General features: G+C 38.6%; 18 protein-coding genes. 11 read left to right on the plus strand and 7 right to left on the minus strand.

Going from position 1 to position 21,689, the window contains the following annotated elements; all coding sequences use genetic code 11:
- The first annotated feature begins 7 nt into the window (after positions 1-7).
- Positions 8-706 carry a 2-C-methyl-D-erythritol 4-phosphate cytidylyltransferase gene (gene ispD / locus O3C63_02755; protein MDA0771842.1) on the plus strand — a complete coding sequence of 233 codons (699 nt, stop codon included), beginning with the start codon at positions 8-10 and terminating at the stop codon, positions 704-706.
- 162 nt (positions 707-868) lie between these two features.
- On the opposite strand, the gene O3C63_02760 is transcribed toward ispD, so the two are convergent.
- From O3C63_02760 to O3C63_02770, 3 genes are all read right to left on the minus strand, one after another.
- The gene (locus O3C63_02760) at positions 869-1,936 is read right to left on the minus strand and encodes a hypothetical protein (protein ID MDA0771843.1); all 1,068 of its coding nucleotides are present in this window, start codon (positions 1,934-1,936) and stop codon (positions 869-871) included.
- Positions 1,937-2,083: 147 nt separating this feature from the next.
- Positions 2,084-3,217: a hypothetical protein gene (locus tag O3C63_02765; protein ID MDA0771844.1), complete on the minus strand. Its 1,134-nt coding sequence runs from the start codon at positions 3,215-3,217 to the stop codon at positions 2,084-2,086.
- Positions 3,218-3,254: 37 nt separating this feature from the next.
- On the minus strand, positions 3,255-6,044 hold the full coding sequence (locus tag O3C63_02770; protein ID MDA0771845.1) for a valine--tRNA ligase: 2,790 nt from the start codon (positions 6,042-6,044) through the stop codon (positions 3,255-3,257).
- 32 nt (positions 6,045-6,076) lie between these two features.
- Between O3C63_02770 and ileS the strand changes: the two genes are divergently transcribed.
- Positions 6,077-9,079, plus strand: a complete 3,003-nt coding sequence (ileS, locus tag O3C63_02775; GenBank protein MDA0771846.1) for an isoleucine--tRNA ligase — start codon at positions 6,077-6,079, stop codon at positions 9,077-9,079.
- 186 nt (positions 9,080-9,265) lie between these two features.
- Entirely contained in the window at positions 9,266-11,569 is a 2,304-nt protein-coding gene (locus tag O3C63_02780) for a DEAD/DEAH box helicase (protein MDA0771847.1), read from the plus strand.
- Here O3C63_02780 and mnmG read toward each other — a convergent pair.
- On the minus strand, positions 11,566-13,476 hold the full coding sequence (gene mnmG, locus O3C63_02785; GenBank protein ID MDA0771848.1) for a tRNA uridine-5-carboxymethylaminomethyl(34) synthesis enzyme MnmG: 1,911 nt from the start codon (positions 13,474-13,476) through the stop codon (positions 11,566-11,568). The genes O3C63_02780 and mnmG overlap by 4 nt on opposite strands.
- A gap of 91 nt (positions 13,477-13,567) precedes the next feature.
- Between mnmG and O3C63_02790 the strand changes: the two genes are divergently transcribed.
- Genes O3C63_02790 through O3C63_02800 form a run of 3 tightly spaced genes read left to right on the plus strand, consistent with a single transcriptional unit; the run spans position 13,568 to position 14,673 of the window.
- Positions 13,568-13,999, plus strand: coding sequence for a hypothetical protein (locus O3C63_02790; GenBank protein ID MDA0771849.1), 432 nt, complete (start codon positions 13,568-13,570; stop codon positions 13,997-13,999).
- A gap of 52 nt (positions 14,000-14,051) precedes the next feature.
- Complete coding sequence (locus O3C63_02795) at positions 14,052-14,384, plus strand: hypothetical protein (protein ID MDA0771850.1); 333 nt, start codon at positions 14,052-14,054, stop codon at positions 14,382-14,384.
- A gap of 1 nt (position 14,385) precedes the next feature.
- A complete protein-coding gene (locus O3C63_02800) occupies positions 14,386-14,673 on the plus strand; it encodes a hypothetical protein (GenBank protein ID MDA0771851.1) in 288 nt (95 codons plus the stop codon).
- A 24-nt stretch (positions 14,674-14,697) separates the two neighbouring features.
- On the opposite strand, the gene O3C63_02805 is transcribed toward O3C63_02800, so the two are convergent.
- The gene (locus tag O3C63_02805; protein MDA0771852.1) at positions 14,698-15,612 is read right to left on the minus strand and encodes a transposase; all 915 of its coding nucleotides are present in this window, start codon (positions 15,610-15,612) and stop codon (positions 14,698-14,700) included.
- A gap of 131 nt (positions 15,613-15,743) precedes the next feature.
- Between O3C63_02805 and dxr the strand changes: the two genes are divergently transcribed.
- The 5 genes from dxr (at position 15,744) to O3C63_02830 (ending at position 20,585) form a co-directional block, all read left to right on the plus strand.
- Positions 15,744-16,895, plus strand: coding sequence for a 1-deoxy-D-xylulose-5-phosphate reductoisomerase (gene dxr, locus O3C63_02810; protein ID MDA0771853.1), 1,152 nt, complete (start codon positions 15,744-15,746; stop codon positions 16,893-16,895).
- Between the two features lie 93 nt (positions 16,896-16,988).
- Positions 16,989-18,092 carry a peptidoglycan DD-metalloendopeptidase family protein gene (locus O3C63_02815; protein MDA0771854.1) on the plus strand — a complete coding sequence of 368 codons (1,104 nt, stop codon included), beginning with the start codon at positions 16,989-16,991 and terminating at the stop codon, positions 18,090-18,092.
- A 4-nt stretch (positions 18,093-18,096) separates the two neighbouring features.
- The gene (locus O3C63_02820) at positions 18,097-19,077 is read left to right on the plus strand and encodes a lysylphosphatidylglycerol synthase transmembrane domain-containing protein (GenBank protein MDA0771855.1); all 981 of its coding nucleotides are present in this window, start codon (positions 18,097-18,099) and stop codon (positions 19,075-19,077) included.
- A gap of 60 nt (positions 19,078-19,137) precedes the next feature.
- Positions 19,138-19,776 carry a hypothetical protein gene (locus tag O3C63_02825; GenBank protein MDA0771856.1) on the plus strand — a complete coding sequence of 213 codons (639 nt, stop codon included), beginning with the start codon at positions 19,138-19,140 and terminating at the stop codon, positions 19,774-19,776.
- On the plus strand, positions 19,767-20,585 hold the full coding sequence (locus O3C63_02830) for a nucleotidyl transferase AbiEii/AbiGii toxin family protein (protein MDA0771857.1): 819 nt from the start codon (positions 19,767-19,769) through the stop codon (positions 20,583-20,585). Before O3C63_02825 ends, O3C63_02830 begins: the two co-directional genes overlap by 10 nt.
- On the opposite strand, the gene rpmA is transcribed toward O3C63_02830, so the two are convergent.
- Together rpmA and rplU are read right to left on the minus strand one after the other, a co-directional pair.
- On the minus strand, positions 20,582-20,833 hold the full coding sequence (gene rpmA, locus O3C63_02835) for a 50S ribosomal protein L27 (GenBank protein ID MDA0771858.1): 252 nt from the start codon (positions 20,831-20,833) through the stop codon (positions 20,582-20,584). The two genes, O3C63_02830 and rpmA, sit on opposite strands and share 4 nt — an antisense overlap.
- A gap of 59 nt (positions 20,834-20,892) precedes the next feature.
- The gene (gene rplU / locus O3C63_02840; GenBank protein MDA0771859.1) at positions 20,893-21,216 is read right to left on the minus strand and encodes a 50S ribosomal protein L21; all 324 of its coding nucleotides are present in this window, start codon (positions 21,214-21,216) and stop codon (positions 20,893-20,895) included.
- Between the last annotated feature and the right edge of the window lie 473 nt (positions 21,217-21,689).

The following is a 21,689-nucleotide window of genomic DNA, read 5'->3' on the forward strand; positions in this document are numbered from 1 at the left end:
TTTAACTATGGGCATAGTAGCAATCATACCAGCAGGTGGAATTGGTAAAAGAATGAATAGTCAAAAACCTAAACAGTTTCTGACACTCAATAACGAACCAATAATCCTAATAACCATAAGAGCTTTAGCTGAAACTGGCTTGGTATCGAAAATCATCATACCAACAGTAGATCTTGTCTACACCAGAAAAATCATCAAAATGGCACACCCAGATCTTGACATACAAATCTGTAAAGGCGGCAAAACAAGGCAAGAAAGTGTTCATAATGGTTTGGATTACTTAAAAGAGACTGACTGGAATCCCGACTATATATTAATACATGATGCAGTGAGAGCCCTCGTCAGAAAGGACACCATTGAAAAAGTTATTGCCAAAGCACAAGAAACTGGTGCAGCAATAGTAGCAAGACCAATATTAGACACAATCAAACTAGCATACAAAGAGGGCGAAGATATAATCATCAAAAAAAATATTCCAAGAGACCACATGTGGTTTACTCAAACTCCACAAGTATTCAAGGCTGATCTATTAATCGAAGCATACAATAAAGCAAGGGAAGATCATTTCACCGGTACAGATTCAGCGAGTCTGGTAGAAAGACTCAATCACCCAATTTGCATAGTAGAGGGTTACCCAAGCAATATCAAAATCACGACTCCTGAGGATTTGGATTTAGCTAAGATGTATTTGGATAGTAGAGTATAAGTCAAATTGGCTGACTTATACGGTTATGCTCGGCTTATGGACTTCGTCCTGCCACTTTTGCTCTAACATCATACGAAACAGCGAAGCCTAAGCAGAAGCCGTGAGCTTAGTATGCAGTGAGCGAAGCGAACATACGCTATACGATTGCAGAGCAATATTAACTTATAACTCAACCCAAAAAATTGGATCCAAACCAGGAATAGCTGCACCATCAATAATTTGTCCAATTTGAGATCTCACCTTATCTTTAAAAACTTCTTGCATTACATTAGCATCAGGTTGGCAAGCAAGTTCATCAAACTCTCCAGTCCATGTTCCATCTTCAACACCTTCTGCACCAAGATTACGGGCAGCTATATGAGCAGCATGATTAATCATATTCTCAACAAAACTAATCTCCCCATTAGGTCTTAATACAGCTGCGCCATTTTCACCTTGGTAACTAACAATCCAACTCACAGAACCATCATCAAATCTTTCAACAGAGTTAAGATACTCACTCTTACCCTTAGGTCCCAAATGAGCGATCTGTCTATAATTACCAAATGTATCAATAAAGGATTCATTAATAACCAAAGGCTCTGACTCACTGAAACTACAATGTTTAATTCCAAGTATATGATTTTCATCTGTGTATTGAATTACTTGTGCAAAAATAGTCTTGCGTGACTTAGTCGCTGGAAAAGCAATAATAACTTGATTAGATTTCTCGATTTTTTTGACCCACACAGAAAAATCCCTCTTGTCTGGTCTAGGAATATTCAACATTTGATTAAATGCAAACTCACTCAAATGAGAGAACTGTGACTTAACTTTGTCTAGTCTTTGTTTAGTCAAAGAACAAATATGTTCTTCAAAATTAGATTGTTTAAGATCTTTAAGAGTAGCCAAATTGTGATATGGCAGCATAGTCCTTGAAGGTATCAACTCCATAGAACTAATAAAGGATGCTGACAATTCAAAACCATCTTCATCATAAGGAACAACAGTATTGTGTTGTGGATGCACACCAGCCCTCTCATCATCACTCGGCATTGAAATATTAACCGCAGAAGCTTGACCTGGTCTTGCCATTAAAATCAATTGCTTTAAATTATTTGGATCAAGCCTAGTAGCTTTCTTACTACTATTTTTATAGGCATAATGTCCACCAACATAAACATATTTGTGACGAAGATCAACTTCATCAACAACTGGTTTTTCTTTTGGTTCTTGCTCTTCGGCAGCCATAAACGTATTCTAACATCAGATACCTCAGATGTAATTAAACTAAGGCTGATCTAAGTTGTTCATCTGCAAGGCTGGTGAGACCCCGCAGGGCGTTCCCGAAGTTGGTTAACACCAACGAGGTCAAGCGTAACGCCGCAGATGGGCAGATTAGAGTAGCCTTAATGGGTCGAATATTGGTTCAGGTCCCGGTATACACGCCCCATCAACAATCTGATAAACCTGCTTTCTTACAGCCTCTTTGTATTCAGTTCTAATTATATATTTATCCTCGACTTCAGTAAGACAGGCGTCAGCTGAATACTTACCAGTCCAAGCAAGTGTCTTAGTATTAATTCCTTCAGCCCCTAGATTACGAGCCGAAAACTCTGCCATTGTTTTATCACCATCTTTAAGTAAAATCACTTGCCCATTATCTCGAAGTATCGCTGCACCAGTTAATTTTTGTCCATTCTTAAAATCTGAGCTAGTCCAAATTATAGTACCATCATCAAGTCTTTCTAAAGAATTCTGAAAAGCATTTGATTCTGAACCGGTAACGCCAACATGTGCAATGTTGCGCAAATTACCAAATTTATCAAAACAACTTTGGTTTGCAACTAATGGCATACCTGCTTCAAAAACAACATGCCTTAGATCGATTATTTTTAAATCACTATTATATTTCACTGTTTGAATATACTGTATCAATTGCAGTCGTGGATTAATATAGGCAATATCGATATCACAATTAATCGGTATTTGTTTGTCTCTATAACTTACAAACTCACTATGTCCAGCAGGTATCTTTAACCAAACATTGAAGTCACGCTTAGCTTCATCTACCAAGCACATCATGTCTCTAAAACATCTATAACTAAGATTAGCAAACTGATGAGCAACTCTATCTATATGTTTACGAGTCAAACATGCGACTTTTGGAACATAACCTTTCTCTTCTAGACAAAGGTGGGTATGAATATTTTGGTAATCATCCAAAGTTAAAGATGGTATAGTTTCAAAATTACTACGAAAAGAACCTGGGCTATTATGCTGCGGGTGAGCCCCCACCCTAAGATCAGCAGGTGGTAATCTCATTTCAACAGAGAGTGCTTGTCCTGGATTTGTAAAGATCACATGTTCATTTTCTAGATCTAGCTCAGTTCTTTCTTTGTTTGGTCTTGCATGTTGTTTAGAAAAATAATTAAAACTATGACTTACAGGCACAACATCTACAGGTCTAGCGTCAATTATTGATTGAGCTAGATCGATTGATTTATCAATTTCAGAAATGTTTACTGCCATGGTCCTATGGCTCTATTTAAGCGATTCTGGGTTAAGTCTAGGTTAAGGACATTAATTCCTGCTCAAACAGCGACTTTTGGTTAAAACAATCCTCTAATAAGGCTCTAGTTTCCTCTACTTTGTCAAGCGCAGCGTTTTTGACAAAGTTGTCAGAACCAAGGCGTTTCTCCAATACCATAATATCTGTATTGAGTTTATCAATTTTTTTCTCTATATTAACTTTGAGCTTAGTCAAATCTACTAAACCAGCAAGAGGCACTATCAATTGGGTTTCCCCTAATAAATTAATGGAGGCAGGTTTGGCAACTTCTGCTTCGGTAAATTCAACTGATTTTGTTTTAGCTATATTTTTAATAAAGGCAATAGAGCTTTCTATCGCATTTCTTTCAAACTCAGAAGAAGTCTTCACAAACAACTTAAGAGGGCTAGACCAAGAGACACCAAGAGATTGTCTAATATTGCGCAAAGTACCAATGACTTGAATCACAAAAGACATTTGTTTTGCAGCGTCTGTCTTATCTTTCAATTGAGGCTGTTTAGCTGGGTAATGCGCAAAAGAAATTGAAGCTTGGTATTTTGACTCCAAACTCAAATCAAGTATCGAATCATCAATTTGATCAAAACTAGTCTCTGACCTCAGGTGTTGCCAAAGATCTTCAGTAATAAACGGCATAATTGGGTGCAAGGCACGCAGGCAAGTCTCTAGAATATGAAACAAAATTTGTTTAGTTGTTGTTGTCAGTTCAGTATCTGACTTAGAAAGCTCTATATACCAATCACAAAAATCAAACCAAAGAAAACTATACAAGGATTTTTGAATCAAAGCAAAATCATAATTCTCAAAAGCAAGTTCAAGTTCTTCCAGTAAAGTAGCAAACTTGTCAGTGATCCAAGTATCAGCGGCATTGAAACTATTCAAGTCCAAACTCTCTATCGGTTGAGCCTTGAAGTCATCACCAATTTGCATCAGAACATATCTAGTTGCATTGAATAATTTATTAGCAAATTTGCGATATTGATCGACTTGATCAGAAGACCAACCTGTCTTTTTATCGTGACGACCAGGGAACTTAACATCTTGTTGACCGTGCACACCAACACTGGCATACCACATACGACTAGCATCAGCACCGTATTTCTCAATCAATTCAAGTGGATCAATTGCGTTACCCTTAGACTTGCTCATGCGCTTACCATCCGGCGTTTGAACTACTGGATGAATCAAAATATCAGAAAATGGTTCTTTGTTTTCTAGATACTGACTAGAAAAAATCATTCTACTTACCCATAGATTAATAATCTCTCTTGCTGTTGCAAGCACGCTCGTTGGATAAAAATTCTCAAAGACTTTTTGATCCCAGTCAGTTAATTTAAGTGAACCATTGGCAGACTTGAGGGTTTCAAAAGGCCATAATGCGCTGGAGAACCATGTATCTAGAACATCAGGATCTTGTCTATGACTAGGATCACGCGGTAGTTCAGCAGCATAAGCTTGCTCATCTCCATTTCCGTCATGGTAGTAATAAACCGGTATCTGATGTCCCCACCAAATCTGTCTACTAATACACCAGTCTTGAATGTTTTCAAGCCACACCTTAAATGTAGTGGCATAGCGCTCAGGCACAAACTTTGACTTGCCGCTCGCTTCAGTTTCAAGAGCAAGCTGGGCAAGGTCTTTCATAGCGACATACCATTGATCACTCAAGTAGGGCTCTATTTCTGTAGCACATCTATCATGAAGATCTTTTTCTTGATCATAGTCAACAACTTTGACTAAATCAGCAGACTCAGTTAATTGTGCCACAATCAAGTCTCTTGCTTTATATCTATCAAGACCATGTAGATAATCTGGAACCAATTCAGAGTCAGACATCATTGCCTTTTCTGTCATAATTACTGGCTTATCAAGATTGTGTCTTTGAGCAATATCAAAGTCGTTAGCGTCATGAGCAGGAGTTACCTTCATTGCACCAGAACCAAAATCTGTTTTGACATGCTCATCAAGCAAAACCGGAATCTCAATTCCAGTAAATGGAATCAATGCTTTGACAGAATCAGCATCTGCCTTCAATAATTCAATAAGCTCAGCGTATCTTTTATCAGCAGGATTGATGGCAATTGCAGTGTCACCAAACATAGTCTCCGGACGGGTTGTAGAGATGACAAGACTGGTTTGCCACGCTACTGAAGCTCCTGGCAATGAAGATTTTAAAATATACTTAATATCATATAGTTTTTTACTACAAGCTTGCTTATCAAGTTCAAGGTCAGAAAGTGAGGTTAGACACTTAGGGCACCAATTGACAATCCGTTTGCCACGATAAATCTTGCCATCATTAAAGTACTTAATAAAAGTCTTCTTGACAGCATCTGCATAATGGTCATCCATCGTATAACGAACACGACTATAGTCAGGACTAAAACCAAGCAGTTTCATCTGCTCAATAATTCGATTCCCATAATCCTCTTTCCAAGCCTTGGTTCTTTCAATAAAAGCTTCACGTCCAATATCTTCTTTACGTTTATGTTCAGTCTTCTTAAGATCTTTTTCAACTACAATCTGAGTACCGATACCAGCATGGTCAGTTCCAATTTGCCAAAGCACGTCCTTAGAGTTCATTCGGTTGTAACGAATCAAAATATCTTGGATAGTTCCACTTAAGGCATGCCCCATATGCAGCTCACCTGTAACATTGGGAGGCGGCAGAGCAATACTGAATTTGCCACGATTTTCATTAATTTGGCAGGCAAATAGCTCATTAGAGAGCCAGTTCTTTGTCCATCTGCTTTCTACTTCTTTATGTGAGTATTGTGTTGTATCTGACACTAGCTTAGATTATATAGTAAAATTGCTCTGGAATGACCAAAACAACAGAAAAAGACAATACTGATTTAGAAAGTCGCTACAAAGATACAATTGATCTTCCCGAAACCAGCTTTCCAATGAGAGGTAATGGACCAGTTCGCGAGCTAGAATTTCATGAAACCTGGAAACAAAAAAACACTTATCAAAGAGGTCTTGAATTAAGGGCAGCAGAAGGCGCCGCTAGTTTTGTACTTCATGACGGACCACCTTATTTAAGTTCTGAAAAAATCCACATTGGTACAGCACTTAATAAAATTCTTAAAGACATAGTAATTAAATACAAATCCCAAAGAGGCTTTAGGGCTCCCTATATTCCAGGCTACGACAGTCATGGCTTACCTATAGAAAACGCAGTAGTCAAGGATATCAAAGGCGGTAGACAATCAATCACGGTCGCCCAATTAAGAGACAAATGCAAAGACTTTGCGCTCAAAAACCTCAAAGGACAGGAAGCCAAATTCAAGAGACTTGGAGTCCTAGGTGATTGGGACAATCCCTATATCACTCTTGACCCAAAATTCGAGGCTGAACAAATCAAACTCTTTGGTGAAATGGCTGATAAGGGCTATATCTATAGAGGGCTTAAAACCGTTTACTGGAGCTATGGTGCTGAGACTGCGCTTGCAGATGCAGAGGTTGAATATAATGACAGTCATGTTTCTAGTGCAATTTATGTTGCCTTTCCAATAACAACAATCCCAAGTAGCTTTGCTTATGCCAAAGAGCTTGAAGAAGCGCAAGTTGTCATTTGGACAACAACACCCTGGACCATTCCAGGCAATATGGCAATTTGTTTAAATGAAAGAATTGAATACATCATAGCTAGTGACAATGTCCGCAAAATACTTGTCGCCAAAGACTTACTAGAGCAAGTAAATAAAGAAACAGAAAAAGAATTTAAAGCAATCACAGAAGCCTTCCCTGGCAAACAGCTCAATGGCTTGATTTGCAAACATCCTTTATTTGATAGACCAAGTCCAATTATTTTTGGTGAGCATGTAACGGTAGACGCTGGTACAGGCTGCGTGCATACTGCTCCTGGACACGGACAAGAGGACTTCATAGTTGGCAAACAATACAAGCTAGAAATCCTTTGTCCCGTAGATGGTAGAGGTGTTTATACTAGTGAGGCTTTAAATTATAGCTTTAAAAATCCAAGCATCCTTGACAAGTCGGCAGCAAAAAACCCGAGCCTTAAAGCGAAGTTGGAGAACAGAGCTAATGACGCAGCAGCTGGGGCTTTGCTGGTAGACCTAGAAGGGTTTCACGTGATCAAACAGGGTAACGATTTATTAATTTCAATGCTAGAAGACTCAGGTGCATTACTAGGACTCAAAAAAATCACTCACAGCTATCCATACTGCTGGAGATCAAAAACTCCGCTACTTTATAGGGCAACAGAGCAGTGGTTTGCAAGCGTGAATGACTTTAGGGAGCTTGCACTCAGCGAGATAGACAAAGTCCAGTGGATTCCAGAACGTGGTCGCAACCGCATTTACACTATGGTCAAAGATCGTGGCGACTGGTGTATTTCTCGTCAACGCACCTGGGGAGTGCCAATTCCGGCAATCTATGACATGGAAGATATCAATGAACAAGGTAATCCAAATGCAATTCTTGAACCAGAGCTAATCGAACATGTAGCCAAAATCTTTGCTGCAGAAGGTAGCACTGCTTGGTATACCAAAGACATCCAAGATCTTCTACCAGCTTCGTTCATCAAAAAACACAATGCTCAAAATTCTGATCTGAATACAAGGTTTAGAATAGAAACCGACACAATGGATGTTTGGTTTGATTCAGGCTCAACTCACCGTACGGTAGTTGCAGCAAGAGCCAAAGACTTTGGTGCTAGTTTACCTGTGGATCTTTACCTTGAGGGTTCCGATCAGCACAGAGGTTGGTTTCAATCTAGTTTACTGACTTCAGTTGCGACGAATGGTTTTGCACCTTACAAGTCAGTTTTGACACATGGTTTTGTAGTCGATCAGCATGGTCACAAAATGTCTAAGTCACTAGGCAACGTCGTTGATCCAGAAGATGTAATAAAAGAATATGGAGCTGACATTCTTAGGCTTTGGGTTGCAAGTGTAGATTATTCTGTCGAAATCAAAATCGGCAGCAATGTATTTAAACAACTCTCTGATATTTATCGTAATTTCCGCAACAGCTCTCGTTATATGCTCGGTAACTTACATGACTTTAATCCAAATAAAGATGCAGTAGCTTACGACAAGCTTTGGAGCATTGACAAGCTTGTTTTACATAGATTGCAATCATTAACAGAGAAACTCACTGAAGCATTTGATAGTTACCAATTCTTTAAGTACTATCAATTGATTCAAAATTTTTGTTCAGTTGATTTATCAGCATTCTATTTTGATATCATCAAAGACAGACTTTATACTCACGGTAGCAACTCAAATTCAAGACGCTCAGCTCAAACAGTTGTCTATGAGTTACTTTCTGCCATCAATAGATTCTTGGTTCCAGTATTGCCTCACCTGGCAGAAGACATCTACAGCCATAGCCCTGAACAAATCAAAGCTAGTTATTTGGGCACTGAGTTTTTTGTTAAAGGCGCCAATGAACAGGACGCAAGTATTTTACTAAGTAACTGGCCTTGCATCAATCAAAAATATCTTGATAATGAGCTTGCAACTAAATGGGATCAGATACTTGAAATCAGAGAACTCGCAAACAAAGAAATTGAAAACCTAAGAGCAGAAAAGATACTAGGTAAATCACTTGAAGCTAGCCTCAAAATCGAAGCACCAAAAGATAAACTCAAATTGCTCAAATCAATTGAAGCAGAACTCAAGCCGGTATTTATTATTTCAGACTTGGAATTAATTGAAGCAAGCGAGCTTAAAATCACGGCTAGCAAATTTGAAGGCGCCAAGTGCGTTCGTTGCTGGAAGTACTTTAAAGAAGTCAAAGAAGGTATTTGTGAAGTATGCCAAAGCGCGATACACAATACCTCACCTAGTAACTAAAAATTAAAAAATCCTTTCAAATGCATTCTATTACATATTTACATGCTAATAATATGGTTAGATCTTGTACCTAAGATCTAGTTCTGGGCTGAAAGCTGAATGCTCACCAACCGCTCGAGCATTGAGCCTTGAGCCCCGGACTTTAAAACAAAAACGAGAGGAAATATCCTCCGAAGGAAATACGTAATGGTAACTACATCAAAAGAGAGCTTCAAGCTCGATGATTTTCAAAAAGAATCAATTAAAGTAATCGGCGAAGGACATAGTGTAATTGTCTGTGCGCCAACAGGAGCAGGTAAGACGGTTATTGCCAAAGAAGCAATCAGACTTGCAATAGCAACAAACAAAAAAGTATTTTATACAGCACCACTTAAGGCACTGATCAACCAAAAATACGCAGAATTCTGTGACGAGTTTGGCGCAGACAAAGTTGGTATCATCACTGGTGACACTAATAAAAACCGTGACTCACAAATTATCGTCATGACTACTGAGATTTACCGCAACATGCTCTACGGCACAACTTTCGGTTCTATCGATCCATTCTTAGAAGACCTTCAGTACTTAATTTTTGATGAGTTTCATTACATCAATGATCCATCAAGAGGCACTGTTTGGGAGGAGTCTGTAATCTACTCACCAAAGAAAGTACAAATAGTAGCTCTCTCTGCAACAATCAACAACCCTGAAGAATTGGTCAATTGGATTCAAGAAATTCATGGCGAATGCAAATTAGTACAAACTGATTTTCGTCCTGTGCCGCTTCACCACTTCTATTTCAAAGACGATCAAATGTTTCCATTACTTACGACAAACGGAAAGCTCAACCCTAAGCTCAAAGAACGTAGCGATAATAGATTAGGAAAACGCAAAGGCAAATTTGGTAACAGAGACAATTCTGGTAACAACAACAAAACTTCTATTTCAAGTGTCGTCAAAGAACTTAACGCTAGAGACATGCTTCCAGCTATATATTTTGTATTTAGCCGCAAGGGTTGTGACATGGCAGTAAAGGATTGCCGTGATATCAACCTCTTAAATAAAGAAGAAGCTACAAAACTCAATCATGAAATTGATATTGCGATTGCACACAACGCACATCTTGCTAATTTCAATCAATTAGATTTGTTACGTAAAGGAATAGCTGCCCATCATGCTGGAATGCTTCCACAAATCAAAGCGCTCATTGAAGATTTATTCTCGCAAGCCCTAGTCAAAGTAGTGTTTTCAACTGAAACTCTAGCTGCTGGAATTAACATGCCAGCTAAAGCAACTGTCATTAACAATATGAGCAAAGCTACTGACAAAGGCTTCCGTACTCTCAAGTCCTCAGAATTTATGCAAATGTCTGGTAGAGCGGGACGTAGAGGCATGGACGAAGCTGGTTATGTAGTCACCGTCAAAAACGGTAATTTTGATGCTAGTGAAGTTGCATTCTTAGTCAACTCCAAGGCTGAAGATATTGATAGTCACTTTAATGCAAGTTACGAAATGGTACTTAACTTACTTCAAGGACACAGCCATGATGAAGTTAAAAACCTAATTCAAAAAAGTTTTGGTCAATCATTAATCAATAAACACCTTGGCAATGGCCAAGAAGAGCAAAAAAGACTTGAAGAAGCCATTATAGATCTTCAACACCCACTTTGCCCTGGTGATATTGGCGACCTTAATTTCTACAAAGAAATGCACGGCAAGCTAGATGTAATTAGAACTCAGAAAAAGCTCTATGAGAAAAAGATGGACCCAAGAGTTGATGAGTTAGAAGATGCTATTGAAATCCTAGCAATGGAAGTCAAAAGCTATCCTTGTAATGGCTGTCCAAAACAAAAACCATGTTCAAAACAAATGGAAAAAATCAAAAGATATAGAAAACAATCCAAAGTAATTGAGAGTAAAGTAGAAAGTGATAGAAATGAGCTTTGGTACGAATTCTCCAAAGTAATCAAACTACTTCAAGCAGAGGGTTACCTCGATGAAAAATATCACGCCACAGAACGTGGAAGAAGCTGTGCAGCAATACGCTCAGATAATTCTTACTTCATTACTGAATTACTTGAAAGTGATGTATTCAAAGGCATTGAGCCTAAGGACTTCCCTAATTTACTTTCTTGCTTCGTTATTGGTGAAGGTAGAAACAGAGACAGGCTGCACGCTGACACATCTAAGGTATTTTACAAAAAAGAAAAAAATATCCAAAACGTTAGTCGTAAAGTAATCAACTCACAAAGACAGTTTGGAATTTACAAAAGCGTAACCGTCAACGCCAACCTCTCTGGCTTAATCCAACGTTGGGCTGAGGGTTGTGAGTGGGATGAATTAGTTGAAAACAGTGGTCTTGATGACGGTGATATTCTTCGTGGTATCAGACGTACTCTTGACATGACGAAACAAATTTCTAAATGTCCAAATATCAGCCATGAAATTCAAAACCTTGCAAACGACTCTATTGCCCTTATTGAGCGTGATATTGTTTTAGATGCGTTTTAAGACCTAGTCTTAACAATCATACTCAAGACCGACAAATCATTAGGACTAACACCACCAACTCTACTTGCTTGTCCAAGACTTTGCGGGCGTACCTTGTCTAGCTTATCTCTTGCTTCAAGACTAATCAATTCACAGCCCTTAAAATCAAAGCCCTCAGGTATCTTGATTTTCTCAAACTTTTTCATGTCTTCAATTTGCAGGCTTTGTCTTTCAATATAGCCGTCATACTTCAGCATCGTATCAAGCTCATAACCGTAAGCAAAACCATCTATCTGAATGCCTTTTTCTGCTAGTCGTTTATGTTCCTTGTCTTCCTTGTCCACTAAATCTTCTAAGTTAAGGTGTTTGTAATTAAAATCTGGTCTGCGCAATAAATCTGCCAATAAAATCTTGGCACCAGACTTGTAAGTTATTTGTTCAAGCTCTTGTTTTTCTAGGTCTTTATTGACTTTGGAGACAGGCACTCGCACTGACTTCAAGTATTGAAGCTCTGAATCAATGCGTTTTTGTTTCGCTTGAAAACAATGCCATCTATAATCATCCACCAAACCAAGCTCTCTACCAAGAGGTGTCAATCTCGTATCAGCATTGTCTTGTCTTAAAATCAAGCGATACTCACTTCTTGAAGTAAGCATACGATAAGGATCATTAATTTCTTTAGTCACCAGGTCATCGACCAAGGTGCCGATATAACTTGAAGATCGATCTAACACAAATGGCTCTTTGTCATTAACAAAATGAGCAGCATTAATTCCAGCAATCAAACCTTGCGCCGCCGCTTCCTCATAACCACTAGTTCCAAGAACCTGCCCAGCAACAAATAAACCAGCGATAATTTTGGACTCAAGGTTGTGTTTGAATTGAATAGCAGGAAAATAATCATACTCAACAGCGTAAGCCGGTCTAGTGATGACGGCGTTTTCAAGTCCAGGTAAACTATGAACTATTTGCCATTGAACTTCTATTGGCAAGGATGTACTACAGCCCTGTAAATAAATCTCATTACTAGACAGCGATTCCATTTCAAGGAAAAAATGGTGCGAAGGGTTTTTGTCAAAACGTACTACTTTGTCTTCAATTGACGGACAATAACGCGGACCACTTGCCGCTACCAAGCCTGAATACATTGGCGATTTATCAAGATTGTCCATGATGATCTCATGGGTTTTTTCATTAGTGCGAGTAATGTGACATGGGTACTGTTGTCTCACGGGTCGATGTGGCAAAAAAGAAAACCACTCAAGCTCTTTGTCACCAGGAGCCAGTTCTAGTCCACTAAAATCAATTGTTGTTTTATCGATTCGTGGTGGCGTGCCTGTTTTAAGGCGACCTGTTTTCAAGCCAAGGTTTTGCAGTTTAGGTGAAAGCTCAAGAGAGGGTTGTTCGCCAGCTCTTCCAGCAGATTCAAATTTGTCGCCACTAAAAATTCGTCCTTCAAGGAAAGTACCAGCAGTAAGTACTACAGCTTTAGCCAAGATTTTTTCTTCTAGTTTTGTAACAACCCCTATGGCTTTGTTATTTTCAATAATTAATGATTGAGCAGATGCTTGATAAATAGTCAGGTTCTCGGTTGCTTCAAGGTATTGTCTCACCCAAGCGGCGTATTCTCTCTTATCAGATTGTGCCCTGAGAGCTCTTACAGCTGGGCCCTTGGATGAGTTGAGGGTTTTCATTTGCAGGTAAGTGGCGTCAGCGGCTAGCCCCATAATTCCACCAAGTGCGTCAATCTCCTTAACAAGCTGTGATTTTGCCGGTCCGCCAATAGCCGGATTACATGGCATTGAAGCAATTTGGTCTATATTATTAGTAATAAGTAGCGTTCTGTGACCAAGTTTGGCTGCTGCATGCGCAGCTTCAGAGCCAGAATGCCCTCCGCCAATCACAATAATGTCAAAACTACGTTCCATTTCTTCGATCCAAAGGCAAATTGTATCACAAATAACAAAGAGTTTACTGCTATTTAACCAAAGCATAAACTGGGTTTGGTTTCTTATAACTATGCCAGGAGTACCAAGTAGAGCATTTACAGGAGTATCAGGGGGATTTACTAATTTCCCAAGGCTTGGTGGTGGAACGGCTGCCACAAATACACCAAAAACCAAAGCAACAGAAAAGCAAACTGATCAAATAGTTGCAGCATTTCAGGGACCAAGCAGTCGACCTCCCGTGTGGGGTGACACGCAAATCCCAGGACAAAACGAATCAGCACGCAATATAGGTGCCGTCACGAACAAAGCTAATTACATGACGCAACTAGGCAAGACAATAGGCAAATTCATTGAAGACGCTATTATAGGACTCGGCAAATTGTTTGAAAAGGCAACAGCAAGCAATAAAGACCAGAAACCTAAAGATACCCAGCATGCTCAAAATGAGCCGCAACCAGAACCTCCAGCTGACTCAGAATCAAGCACTGAATCAGAAACTTAATCCCACAAACATAACCAAAACATAAACTAGTTTTGATTTACTAAGAATACCAATGTCATTAGGAAGCATACTATCAGCAATTTTCTTGGGTGCGGCAGCACAAAAATTTGCTCCCCCAATTAATAATTATTTTCAAGGCAGAAGAAGCCGTCAAATACCAAGCAACCCAGCTCAAACATTTAGTCAAAGCGGCAGAAGCCGTCAAATACCAAGCAGCTCTACTCAGACGTCTAGCCCAAGCGGTAGAAGCCGTCAAATAGCAAGTGCACCAGGTATCAAAGGTAGACTTAGAGATCAACCAGCCAATTTTGGTGTGCACAATCAACCAATAGATCCATTATTAGCTTTCATTTCACAAGCAAACAAAACAGGAGCAGTGAGTTAGGATGGGAGGCACAAGAGCAGTACAAGGCGAGATAGTTCCTTACAGTGCCAAACCCAAAGCACCGCCGCCGCGTCATAATGGCTCGATGCAAATCAATATTCCCGATTCCAAAATAGCAACAGCTTTAGCACGTAGTTTACCTCCAGCTACAGGCATCAATCTCAACGGCATCGGCAAAATGATGCTTTCATCTGTCGACAAAGTAATCAATACATACAACAATCCTGTATTCGACTTGCAAGCTTCAAACAAGGCTTGGGCTAACCACGGCAGCGTTCTTCAATCCTAAAACCCCCAAACCCCACCCCGGGTATCACAAAAACCCCACCCCGGGTATCACAAATTTGGACTCGAGTTCAACCCGTAATTCAAGTAATTCCTCTTTATCTAATATCCAATGCTTCCAATCTCTACATATTTTAGACACCGAATTGGTGTAACTATAATCCGATAATTTCAAAATACATTTGTCAGTTAACGTAGTATAGCTTTTCAAAAAAAATGCTTTCATTTGTCTTTTCTTTGCAAAATTGAGAGACAGAGCATCTATACCTTCAAGAATCAATTCCGTCCTTTCATCATTAGTTATTAGCTTTGGAATAAACATTGCATCTTTGACTCTAAACAACTGTGTATCAAAGTTATAATTCAAGCTAAGTTCTTCTTTGGGACAAAGTACATAATCATGCACATCCTCAGCACTCATATTAGATTCATTAAATAATGCCTTAAAAAGATCCTTACACAAGAAGTTATATCTATTTTTCTTATAATAGTAATCGGAGTAGCTACTCCAGACATAGTCTTGCGGCTCTTTTGTGACCTGGTCATCAACTGGATTTAAGGCAAAATAACGGAATAGCGTTACAAAATAATCTTCAGTATAAACATTCCTATCATCATATCGATCCTGAAACAAATAACCAACTCTGGCATATTTAGTATTAAAATATTTTGCATACTTACAAAGTACTCTCTGCATAATCTCAGGCATGTTAGCTTCATAAGTTTGCAATAGAATATGATAATGGTTTCCCATTAAACAAAATGCATGCAAAACAAAATTATAAGGAAAGCATAGCTCTTCTAAAATCGACAAGAATTTTTCTCTATCTTTATCATCATGAAAAACTGGTTGTTTGTCGACCCCTCTATCAAAGACATGGTAGATAGCACCTGGATATAATGTTCTATTTTTTCTTGGCATAAAATCAACTTCTTTAGACATGATTTTAACTTTCTAAGATTAAGGTGATGAGTATCACACTATCTTTTCCTACGAAGCTATCCTACTCGTGCTATCTTTGATTTGTGATACCCGGGGTGTGCTTTTTGTGATACCCGGGGTGGGGTTTGGATATGAAACGCATTTCAATAATAGGCTCAACTGGTTCAATAGGAACACAAGCGCTAGACATCATTAGAAACAGAAACTCAGGCAAAGGCAGCCCAGATTTTGACGTCGTGGCACTAAGCGCTGGTAGAAACCTCGAACGACTAATAGATCAAATCAAAGAATTCAGACCACAATACATCAGCATCCTCAAAAAAGAGGATCAAGACACCATCAAGGAGTTATTCCCTGAAATAAACATACTCAAAAACATAGAAGAAATTGCAGCAATTGAAAAAATAGATATTTTTCTAAGTGCAGTTGTTGGTATAACCGGACTCAAAGCAAATCTCATTGCACTGCAACACGCCAAAAGAGTAGCAGTAGCCAATAAAGAAACCCTCGTCTCAGCAAAACACTTAGTAAGAGAGTACTCACAAAAATACCAATCTGAATTAATCCCTGTTGATAGTGAACACGTTGCAATTCATCAATGCCTAGGAACACACTCACAGTCAGAGATTCACGAGATCCTCCTCACTTCATCAGGTGGACCCTTCAGAACTCTTGATAAAGAAGATCTCAAAAATGTCACACTACAGCAAGCACTCAAACATCCCAAATGGAGCATGGGTCCCAAAATCACTATCGACTCGAGCACCCTGATGAACAAAGGTTTAGAAGTAATCGAAGTCAATTCACTATTTGATATTGATTACGATCAAATCCAAGTGGTGATTCACCCTCAGTCAATCGTCCACAGCGCCGTAACATTTGTTGATGGTAACACCATTGCGCAAATGAGCATGCCCGACATGAAGGTACCAATTCAATATGCAATCGATTATCCCAACCGCTATCCAATAGAACTAGAAGAAAGGTTCAATATTTTCTCAATGGGTAGTCTTGATTTTGAATTCCCCGACACCAAAAAATTTCCAGCACTAAATTTAGCTTATGCAGCTGGCAGGCAAGGACATAGTTTTCCAACTGCACTCAATTCAGTTAATGAAGCGGCTGTAGCTCTCTTCTTAGAAGAAAAGATTCAATATCTTGATATCGCCAAGATAATAGAAGGTGAACTCAACCAACACAAACTCATTAAAAATCCATGCGTGGATACAATACTCGAAATTGATAAAGAGATTAAGGAAAGACAATATTTCCAATACAAATAAGCAAAATCTCGATATAATTAGCTGGATACGATGGCTCGCAAAAAGAAATTCTCCTTCAACAAACTTATTATTTGGCTAATGTTGCTGACATTTTTGGCAACAGCACTATTGCCCTTATTTGCGAGAGCTGAAAGTTTATCACTACATGAAAAACAAGAAATCCTCGAAGATCTAAACAAAAAAAAAAGCAACCTTGCCAGTAAACTCAAGGAAGCACGCCTTAAAGAAGCCTATGCTTCTGACAAACTGAATAATATAACTCGCAAACTAAGAAATGCACAAAATGAGCTTGAGCTTAATCGCAAATACCTGGCAAGTAATAAAGAGGCTTGGCAAAAAACAAAAGATAGACTCGAAGAGATAGAAGAGCATAAACTGGATTTAGAAGGTGAAGCCAAAAAACGTATACTTGCAGTCTACAAACAAAACAGAGTCAAGATCATAGACGGATTAGTAAATTCACCTAGTGCAACTGACTACCTTGATCATATTTATTACCAAAGAAGAGTAATGGAGTATGACAAACAAGTAATTGATGCACTAATGGATCAAACAGAAAATATCAGAAAATATAAATCGATACTAACAAATGAATCAGCCAAGATCGAAACAATCACTAACCGCTTAAAGGGCATCGAAATTGACATTGCGCAACAAAAAAATGCACAAGGCAAGATTCTAGTCAAACTCAAAGAAGAAAGACAAATATACGAAGAATCAGAAAGACAACTTGAAAAAGAGTCAATCAAGCTCATATACAAGATTACAGAGCTTTCCGGCAGCAAGCTAGACAACCCAGACGCTACAGGTTCATTTACTTATCCTGTCAAAGCACGAATCACTTCTCCATATGGACCACGTCGACATCCAATTTTTGGTGTTAGAAGTATGCACAGTGGTATTGATCTTGCTGCACCGAGAGGCACTAGTATCAAAGCATCAGAAGGTGGCTTAGTAATCTATGCTGGTTGGTATGGTGGTTACGGTAGGGTAGTAATCGTGGATCACTCCAAAGGCTATACTACTCTTTATGCTCACCTAGACAAGATAGACGTGCAAGTCGGAGAAAGAATCAAGCAAGGCAAAGTCGTTGGTAGAGAGGGAGCGACTGGCTATGCAACCGGACCTCACTTGCATTTTGAAGTTAGATCCAATGGTAAACCTCAAAACCCAACTTTGTACTTACAAGACGCTTAAATAAATGAACAAAAAACTCGCGCTAATTATTAAACTCGCAGTGTCAATTCTTTTGGTTGTCATCCTTATTAAAGTAGCCGACCTGGATCTCAAAAAAACATTTATCGCAATCAAAGAAACCGACCTCAAGTGGTTCATTATTTGCACCATGATGTTTACGGCAACCACCTTCACAAATGCCTATAGATGGTGGGTTCTAGCCCGACTGCTCAATTACGAGCTGAGTTTCTTTAAGGCAATCCGCATGTATTTTGAAGCGATGTTTGCAAATAATTTCTTGCCATCCAATTTTGGTGGCGATGCCATTAGAGCTTACGACCTAGGCAGAAATGACAAGACCTGGCTAAGAGCAGCAAGCACAATACTTACTGAGAGATTTTTTGGATTTGTGATGATGTTTTGTATGATACCCATTGGTCTTGTCTTCATGCAGTTTAGTCCAATTGGACAGCAAGTACCCAACGAAGTCAAACTAGCTCTATTAGTGGCTTTTGGCGGGCTGGTCATTGCTCTTGCCAGCTATCAACTATGGTCAAAGATCCCATGGAACATAGTACAGAAATTCAATTACGCAGTTCATGAATACACAAGATGTACCAAAAGCCTCAAGCAAGTAGTGTTCTGGACTTTCATGACACATATGTTTTTATTAGCTGGCAATGTTTGTTCAGCCTACGCACTTGGAGTGAGCCTCTCTGAGATACCTGCATGGTACTGGCTGATCATGACTCCCGCAGCCACACTTATTAGCTTTGTGGTTCCAGCACTCAAGGGTGTTGGCGCCAAAGAAGCAAGCTATATTTATTTCCTTGGTTACCTCGGGATCACAAGTGACAAGGGTCTTGCAATAGGGTTTATTGCCTTTGTGGCAACCCTAATTGCTTCATTACCGGGAATCAGTATCGCCTTCAAGAAAATAAAGATCAATAAAGTCATTGAAGAAGAGAAGCTACATGAGGCTGAAGAGCTAAAAAAGGTTAAATAGGCAAGAGAAAGTGGTATAATGTTTCCGTAATTCACGAAAAAACATGAATTACAGAAACAAATGAAATACGAGAAATTTAGACAAATTGTTGAAAACTATCCTGTTTTTGGAGATTGGGTATTTGAACTTAGTACAACAAACACAAGAACACTCAGAAACAATATTAGTGACTGGGTCTCAAAAGGATATTTGATTAGATTAAAACAAGGCTTGTATACTTTGCGAGATAAAGACAGAACTACTCAACTTTCTACAACATATCTAGCAAATCAAATCTATAGCCCTTCTTATATCAGCCTGGAATATGCATTACAATTTTATAATTTCATTCCAGAAAGAGTTCATGAAATCACGTCAGTAACTACAAAAAAAACAGCAGAGTACACAAATAAGATGGGGAGGTTTTCATATGCACATATCAAAACAGATATTTTCACAGATTACATAAGTTACAATGATTCATATGGATTCAAATACTTAATCGCTTCACCAGAGAAAGCCTTGATTGATTTTATTTATTTCAGAGTACGCAAAATCAAAAACATAGAAGCAAATATTTTTGAATCATCTTATAGGATGCAAAACCTAGAGGATATCGATACTACTAAATTAATCAATATTGCAAAAAGATATAAGATGAATACAGTATTAGATCTAACAAAGATACTTGTAGACTACATTCAAAAGGAATGGCAATGATACTTGAAGAATTAAAAGAAGTAATAAAACAAAGTAGCAATAATGAGACTCAAACTGCATTACTAAGAGAATATTTACAATTAATTATCCTTGATATCATAAGCAAGAGAGGGTACTTTAAAAATATTGCATTTGTCGAGGGGACTGCTTTAAGAATCCTCTACAAAATCAATCGTTATTCTGAAGACCTAGATTTCAGTCTCATTAATAATGATAAATATAACTTTGAAGACATGATTAACGTAATCACTAAAGAACTTCAGCTCAGAAATATTATTACAGACAATAAAGTAAAAAAACAAATAGGAGCAGTTCGCTCCTGCTTCTTTAGATTCAAGGGATTACTTTATGACCTTGGTTTGTCACCCTTAAAAGATCAGAAGATATCTGTCAAATTTGAAATAGACGAAAATCCACCACTTGGTTATCAAACAGAAATAACAGTAATTACAAGCAATTCTAATTTCCTGCTTAATCACTTTGACCGACCATCACTACTAGCAGGTAAACTGCATGCAATACTTTCACGCCAATATGTCAAGGGACGAGACTATTTTGACTTACTATGGTTTATGGGCTCTGGAGTGCAACCCAACTTACTCTTACTCTCAAAAGCACTAGAACAATCAACGAAACAACAAGTCTCACTAAATCTAGCCCAGGTCAAAGACTTACTTTTAGACAAAGTCGGGACACTTGACTTCATAAAAGTGCAAGAAGACTTATCCAGCTTTCTCATCAATAAAGAAGAACTGAGTCTTTATCAAAAAGAAATCCTTATCAAATCAATAAAATATAACTTCAACTAAGCAGCTACAACAGTAACGTACTTGCGGCCTTGGCGTTTTTGAAACTCAACCTTGCCCTCAGAGACAGCATATAAAGTATCATCACCACCGCGACGGACATTAACTCCAGGATGGAACTTGGTACCTCTTTGACGAATAAGAATATTGCCAGAGATTACTTTCTCACCGGCGTATCTTTTGACGCCAAGTCTTTTGGACTCTGAGTCTCTTCCGTTTTTAGTACTACCTACACCTTTTTTTGATGCCATTATTTATCCTTTTGTCCTTGCGAGGAACGGAGTGACAAAGCAATCCATCCTCAAAATCTCTATGCTGCTACCTTTGCGTCGATCTTCTCGATCTGAATTCTTGTATATTGTTGTCTGTGACCTTGCTTACGTCTGTAACCCTTCTTAGGTCTCATTTTGTAGACAATGATTTTCTTAGATTTGAAATTATTCATAACCTTGGCTGCTACGCTCGCGCCTTCAATAATTGGTTGCCCTACTGTAGATTTGGCACCATCAGAAACAAGCAAAACCTTGTCAAATTTGATAACCGCACCAGGCTCCTGACTCAAAAGGTCAATATCGATATATTTGCCTTCTTCAGCCTTGTATTGTTTACCATTAATATCAACGATTGCGTACATAAGCTCTAAATTGTAGCATTTGGGCTTAGGGCTAAGATATGAGTAAATATATATAAATGGTTAAAATTACTCAATGGTAATAGACTTAGGGGCTGACTTACCTATCCAAACATACCAGAACAAAAACTAACTCAGATAAAGGTTGGAGCTGCATATGCTTCAATCATGAGCCAAGGAATAATTCTAATTAATGCATTCAGGAAAGCTATTAGCGTTATAACCCTCAACTGAATCAAAAAAATCTATCAGCGATTCCTGAAACGCATTAGACAGCTTAGCTGAAGCACTCCTTAAGAACTGTAATAGATACCGTGTTGAGTGATTTTTTGTCATAATTCTAAGATTCTAACATTCATTATTTGCTGAGCTAGCTCTTAAAGATGAGCGCACCAGGCTCAGCTCAATGATGGATAAAATAGCGATTTATGGAAATAAAAGCCATAATCGGGTATAATATTTCTATAATTTATAAA

The sequence above is a fragment of the Cyanobacteriota bacterium genome (assembly GCA_027618255.1).
Classification (GTDB): Bacteria; Cyanobacteriota; Vampirovibrionia; order LMEP-6097; family LMEP-6097; genus JABHOV01.

What these genes read in the sequence shown, in the direction of transcription:
- ispD (MDA0771842.1), top strand. Translation starts at nt 8, where the DNA reads ATGGGCATAGTAGCAATCATACCAGCAGGTGGAATTGGTAAAAGAATG.
- O3C63_02760 (MDA0771843.1), bottom strand. Translation starts at nt 1,936, where the DNA reads ATGGCTGCCGAAGAGCAAGAACCAAAAGAAAAACCAGTTGTTGATGAA.
- O3C63_02765 (MDA0771844.1), bottom strand. Translation starts at nt 3,217, where the DNA reads ATGGCAGTAAACATTTCTGAAATTGATAAATCAATCGATCTAGCTCAA.
- ileS (MDA0771846.1), top strand. Translation starts at nt 6,077, where the DNA reads ATGACCAAAACAACAGAAAAAGACAATACTGATTTAGAAAGTCGCTAC.
- O3C63_02780 (MDA0771847.1), top strand. Translation starts at nt 9,266, where the DNA reads ATGGTAACTACATCAAAAGAGAGCTTCAAGCTCGATGATTTTCAAAAA.
- mnmG (MDA0771848.1), bottom strand. Translation starts at nt 13,476, where the DNA reads ATGGAACGTAGTTTTGACATTATTGTGATTGGCGGAGGGCATTCTGGC.
- O3C63_02790 (MDA0771849.1), top strand. Translation starts at nt 13,568, where the DNA reads ATGCCAGGAGTACCAAGTAGAGCATTTACAGGAGTATCAGGGGGATTT.
- O3C63_02795 (MDA0771850.1), top strand. Translation starts at nt 14,052, where the DNA reads ATGTCATTAGGAAGCATACTATCAGCAATTTTCTTGGGTGCGGCAGCA.
- O3C63_02800 (MDA0771851.1), top strand. Translation starts at nt 14,386, where the DNA reads ATGGGAGGCACAAGAGCAGTACAAGGCGAGATAGTTCCTTACAGTGCC.
- O3C63_02805 (MDA0771852.1), bottom strand. Translation starts at nt 15,612, where the DNA reads ATGTCTAAAGAAGTTGATTTTATGCCAAGAAAAAATAGAACATTATAT.
- dxr (MDA0771853.1), top strand. Translation starts at nt 15,744, where the DNA reads ATGAAACGCATTTCAATAATAGGCTCAACTGGTTCAATAGGAACACAA.
- O3C63_02820 (MDA0771855.1), top strand. Translation starts at nt 18,097, where the DNA reads ATGAACAAAAAACTCGCGCTAATTATTAAACTCGCAGTGTCAATTCTT.
- O3C63_02825 (MDA0771856.1), top strand. Translation starts at nt 19,138, where the DNA reads ATGAAATACGAGAAATTTAGACAAATTGTTGAAAACTATCCTGTTTTT.
- O3C63_02830 (MDA0771857.1), top strand. Translation starts at nt 19,767, where the DNA reads ATGGCAATGATACTTGAAGAATTAAAAGAAGTAATAAAACAAAGTAGC.
- rpmA (MDA0771858.1), bottom strand. Translation starts at nt 20,833, where the DNA reads ATGGCATCAAAAAAAGGTGTAGGTAGTACTAAAAACGGAAGAGACTCA.
- rplU (MDA0771859.1), bottom strand. Translation starts at nt 21,216, where the DNA reads ATGTACGCAATCGTTGATATTAATGGTAAACAATACAAGGCTGAAGAA.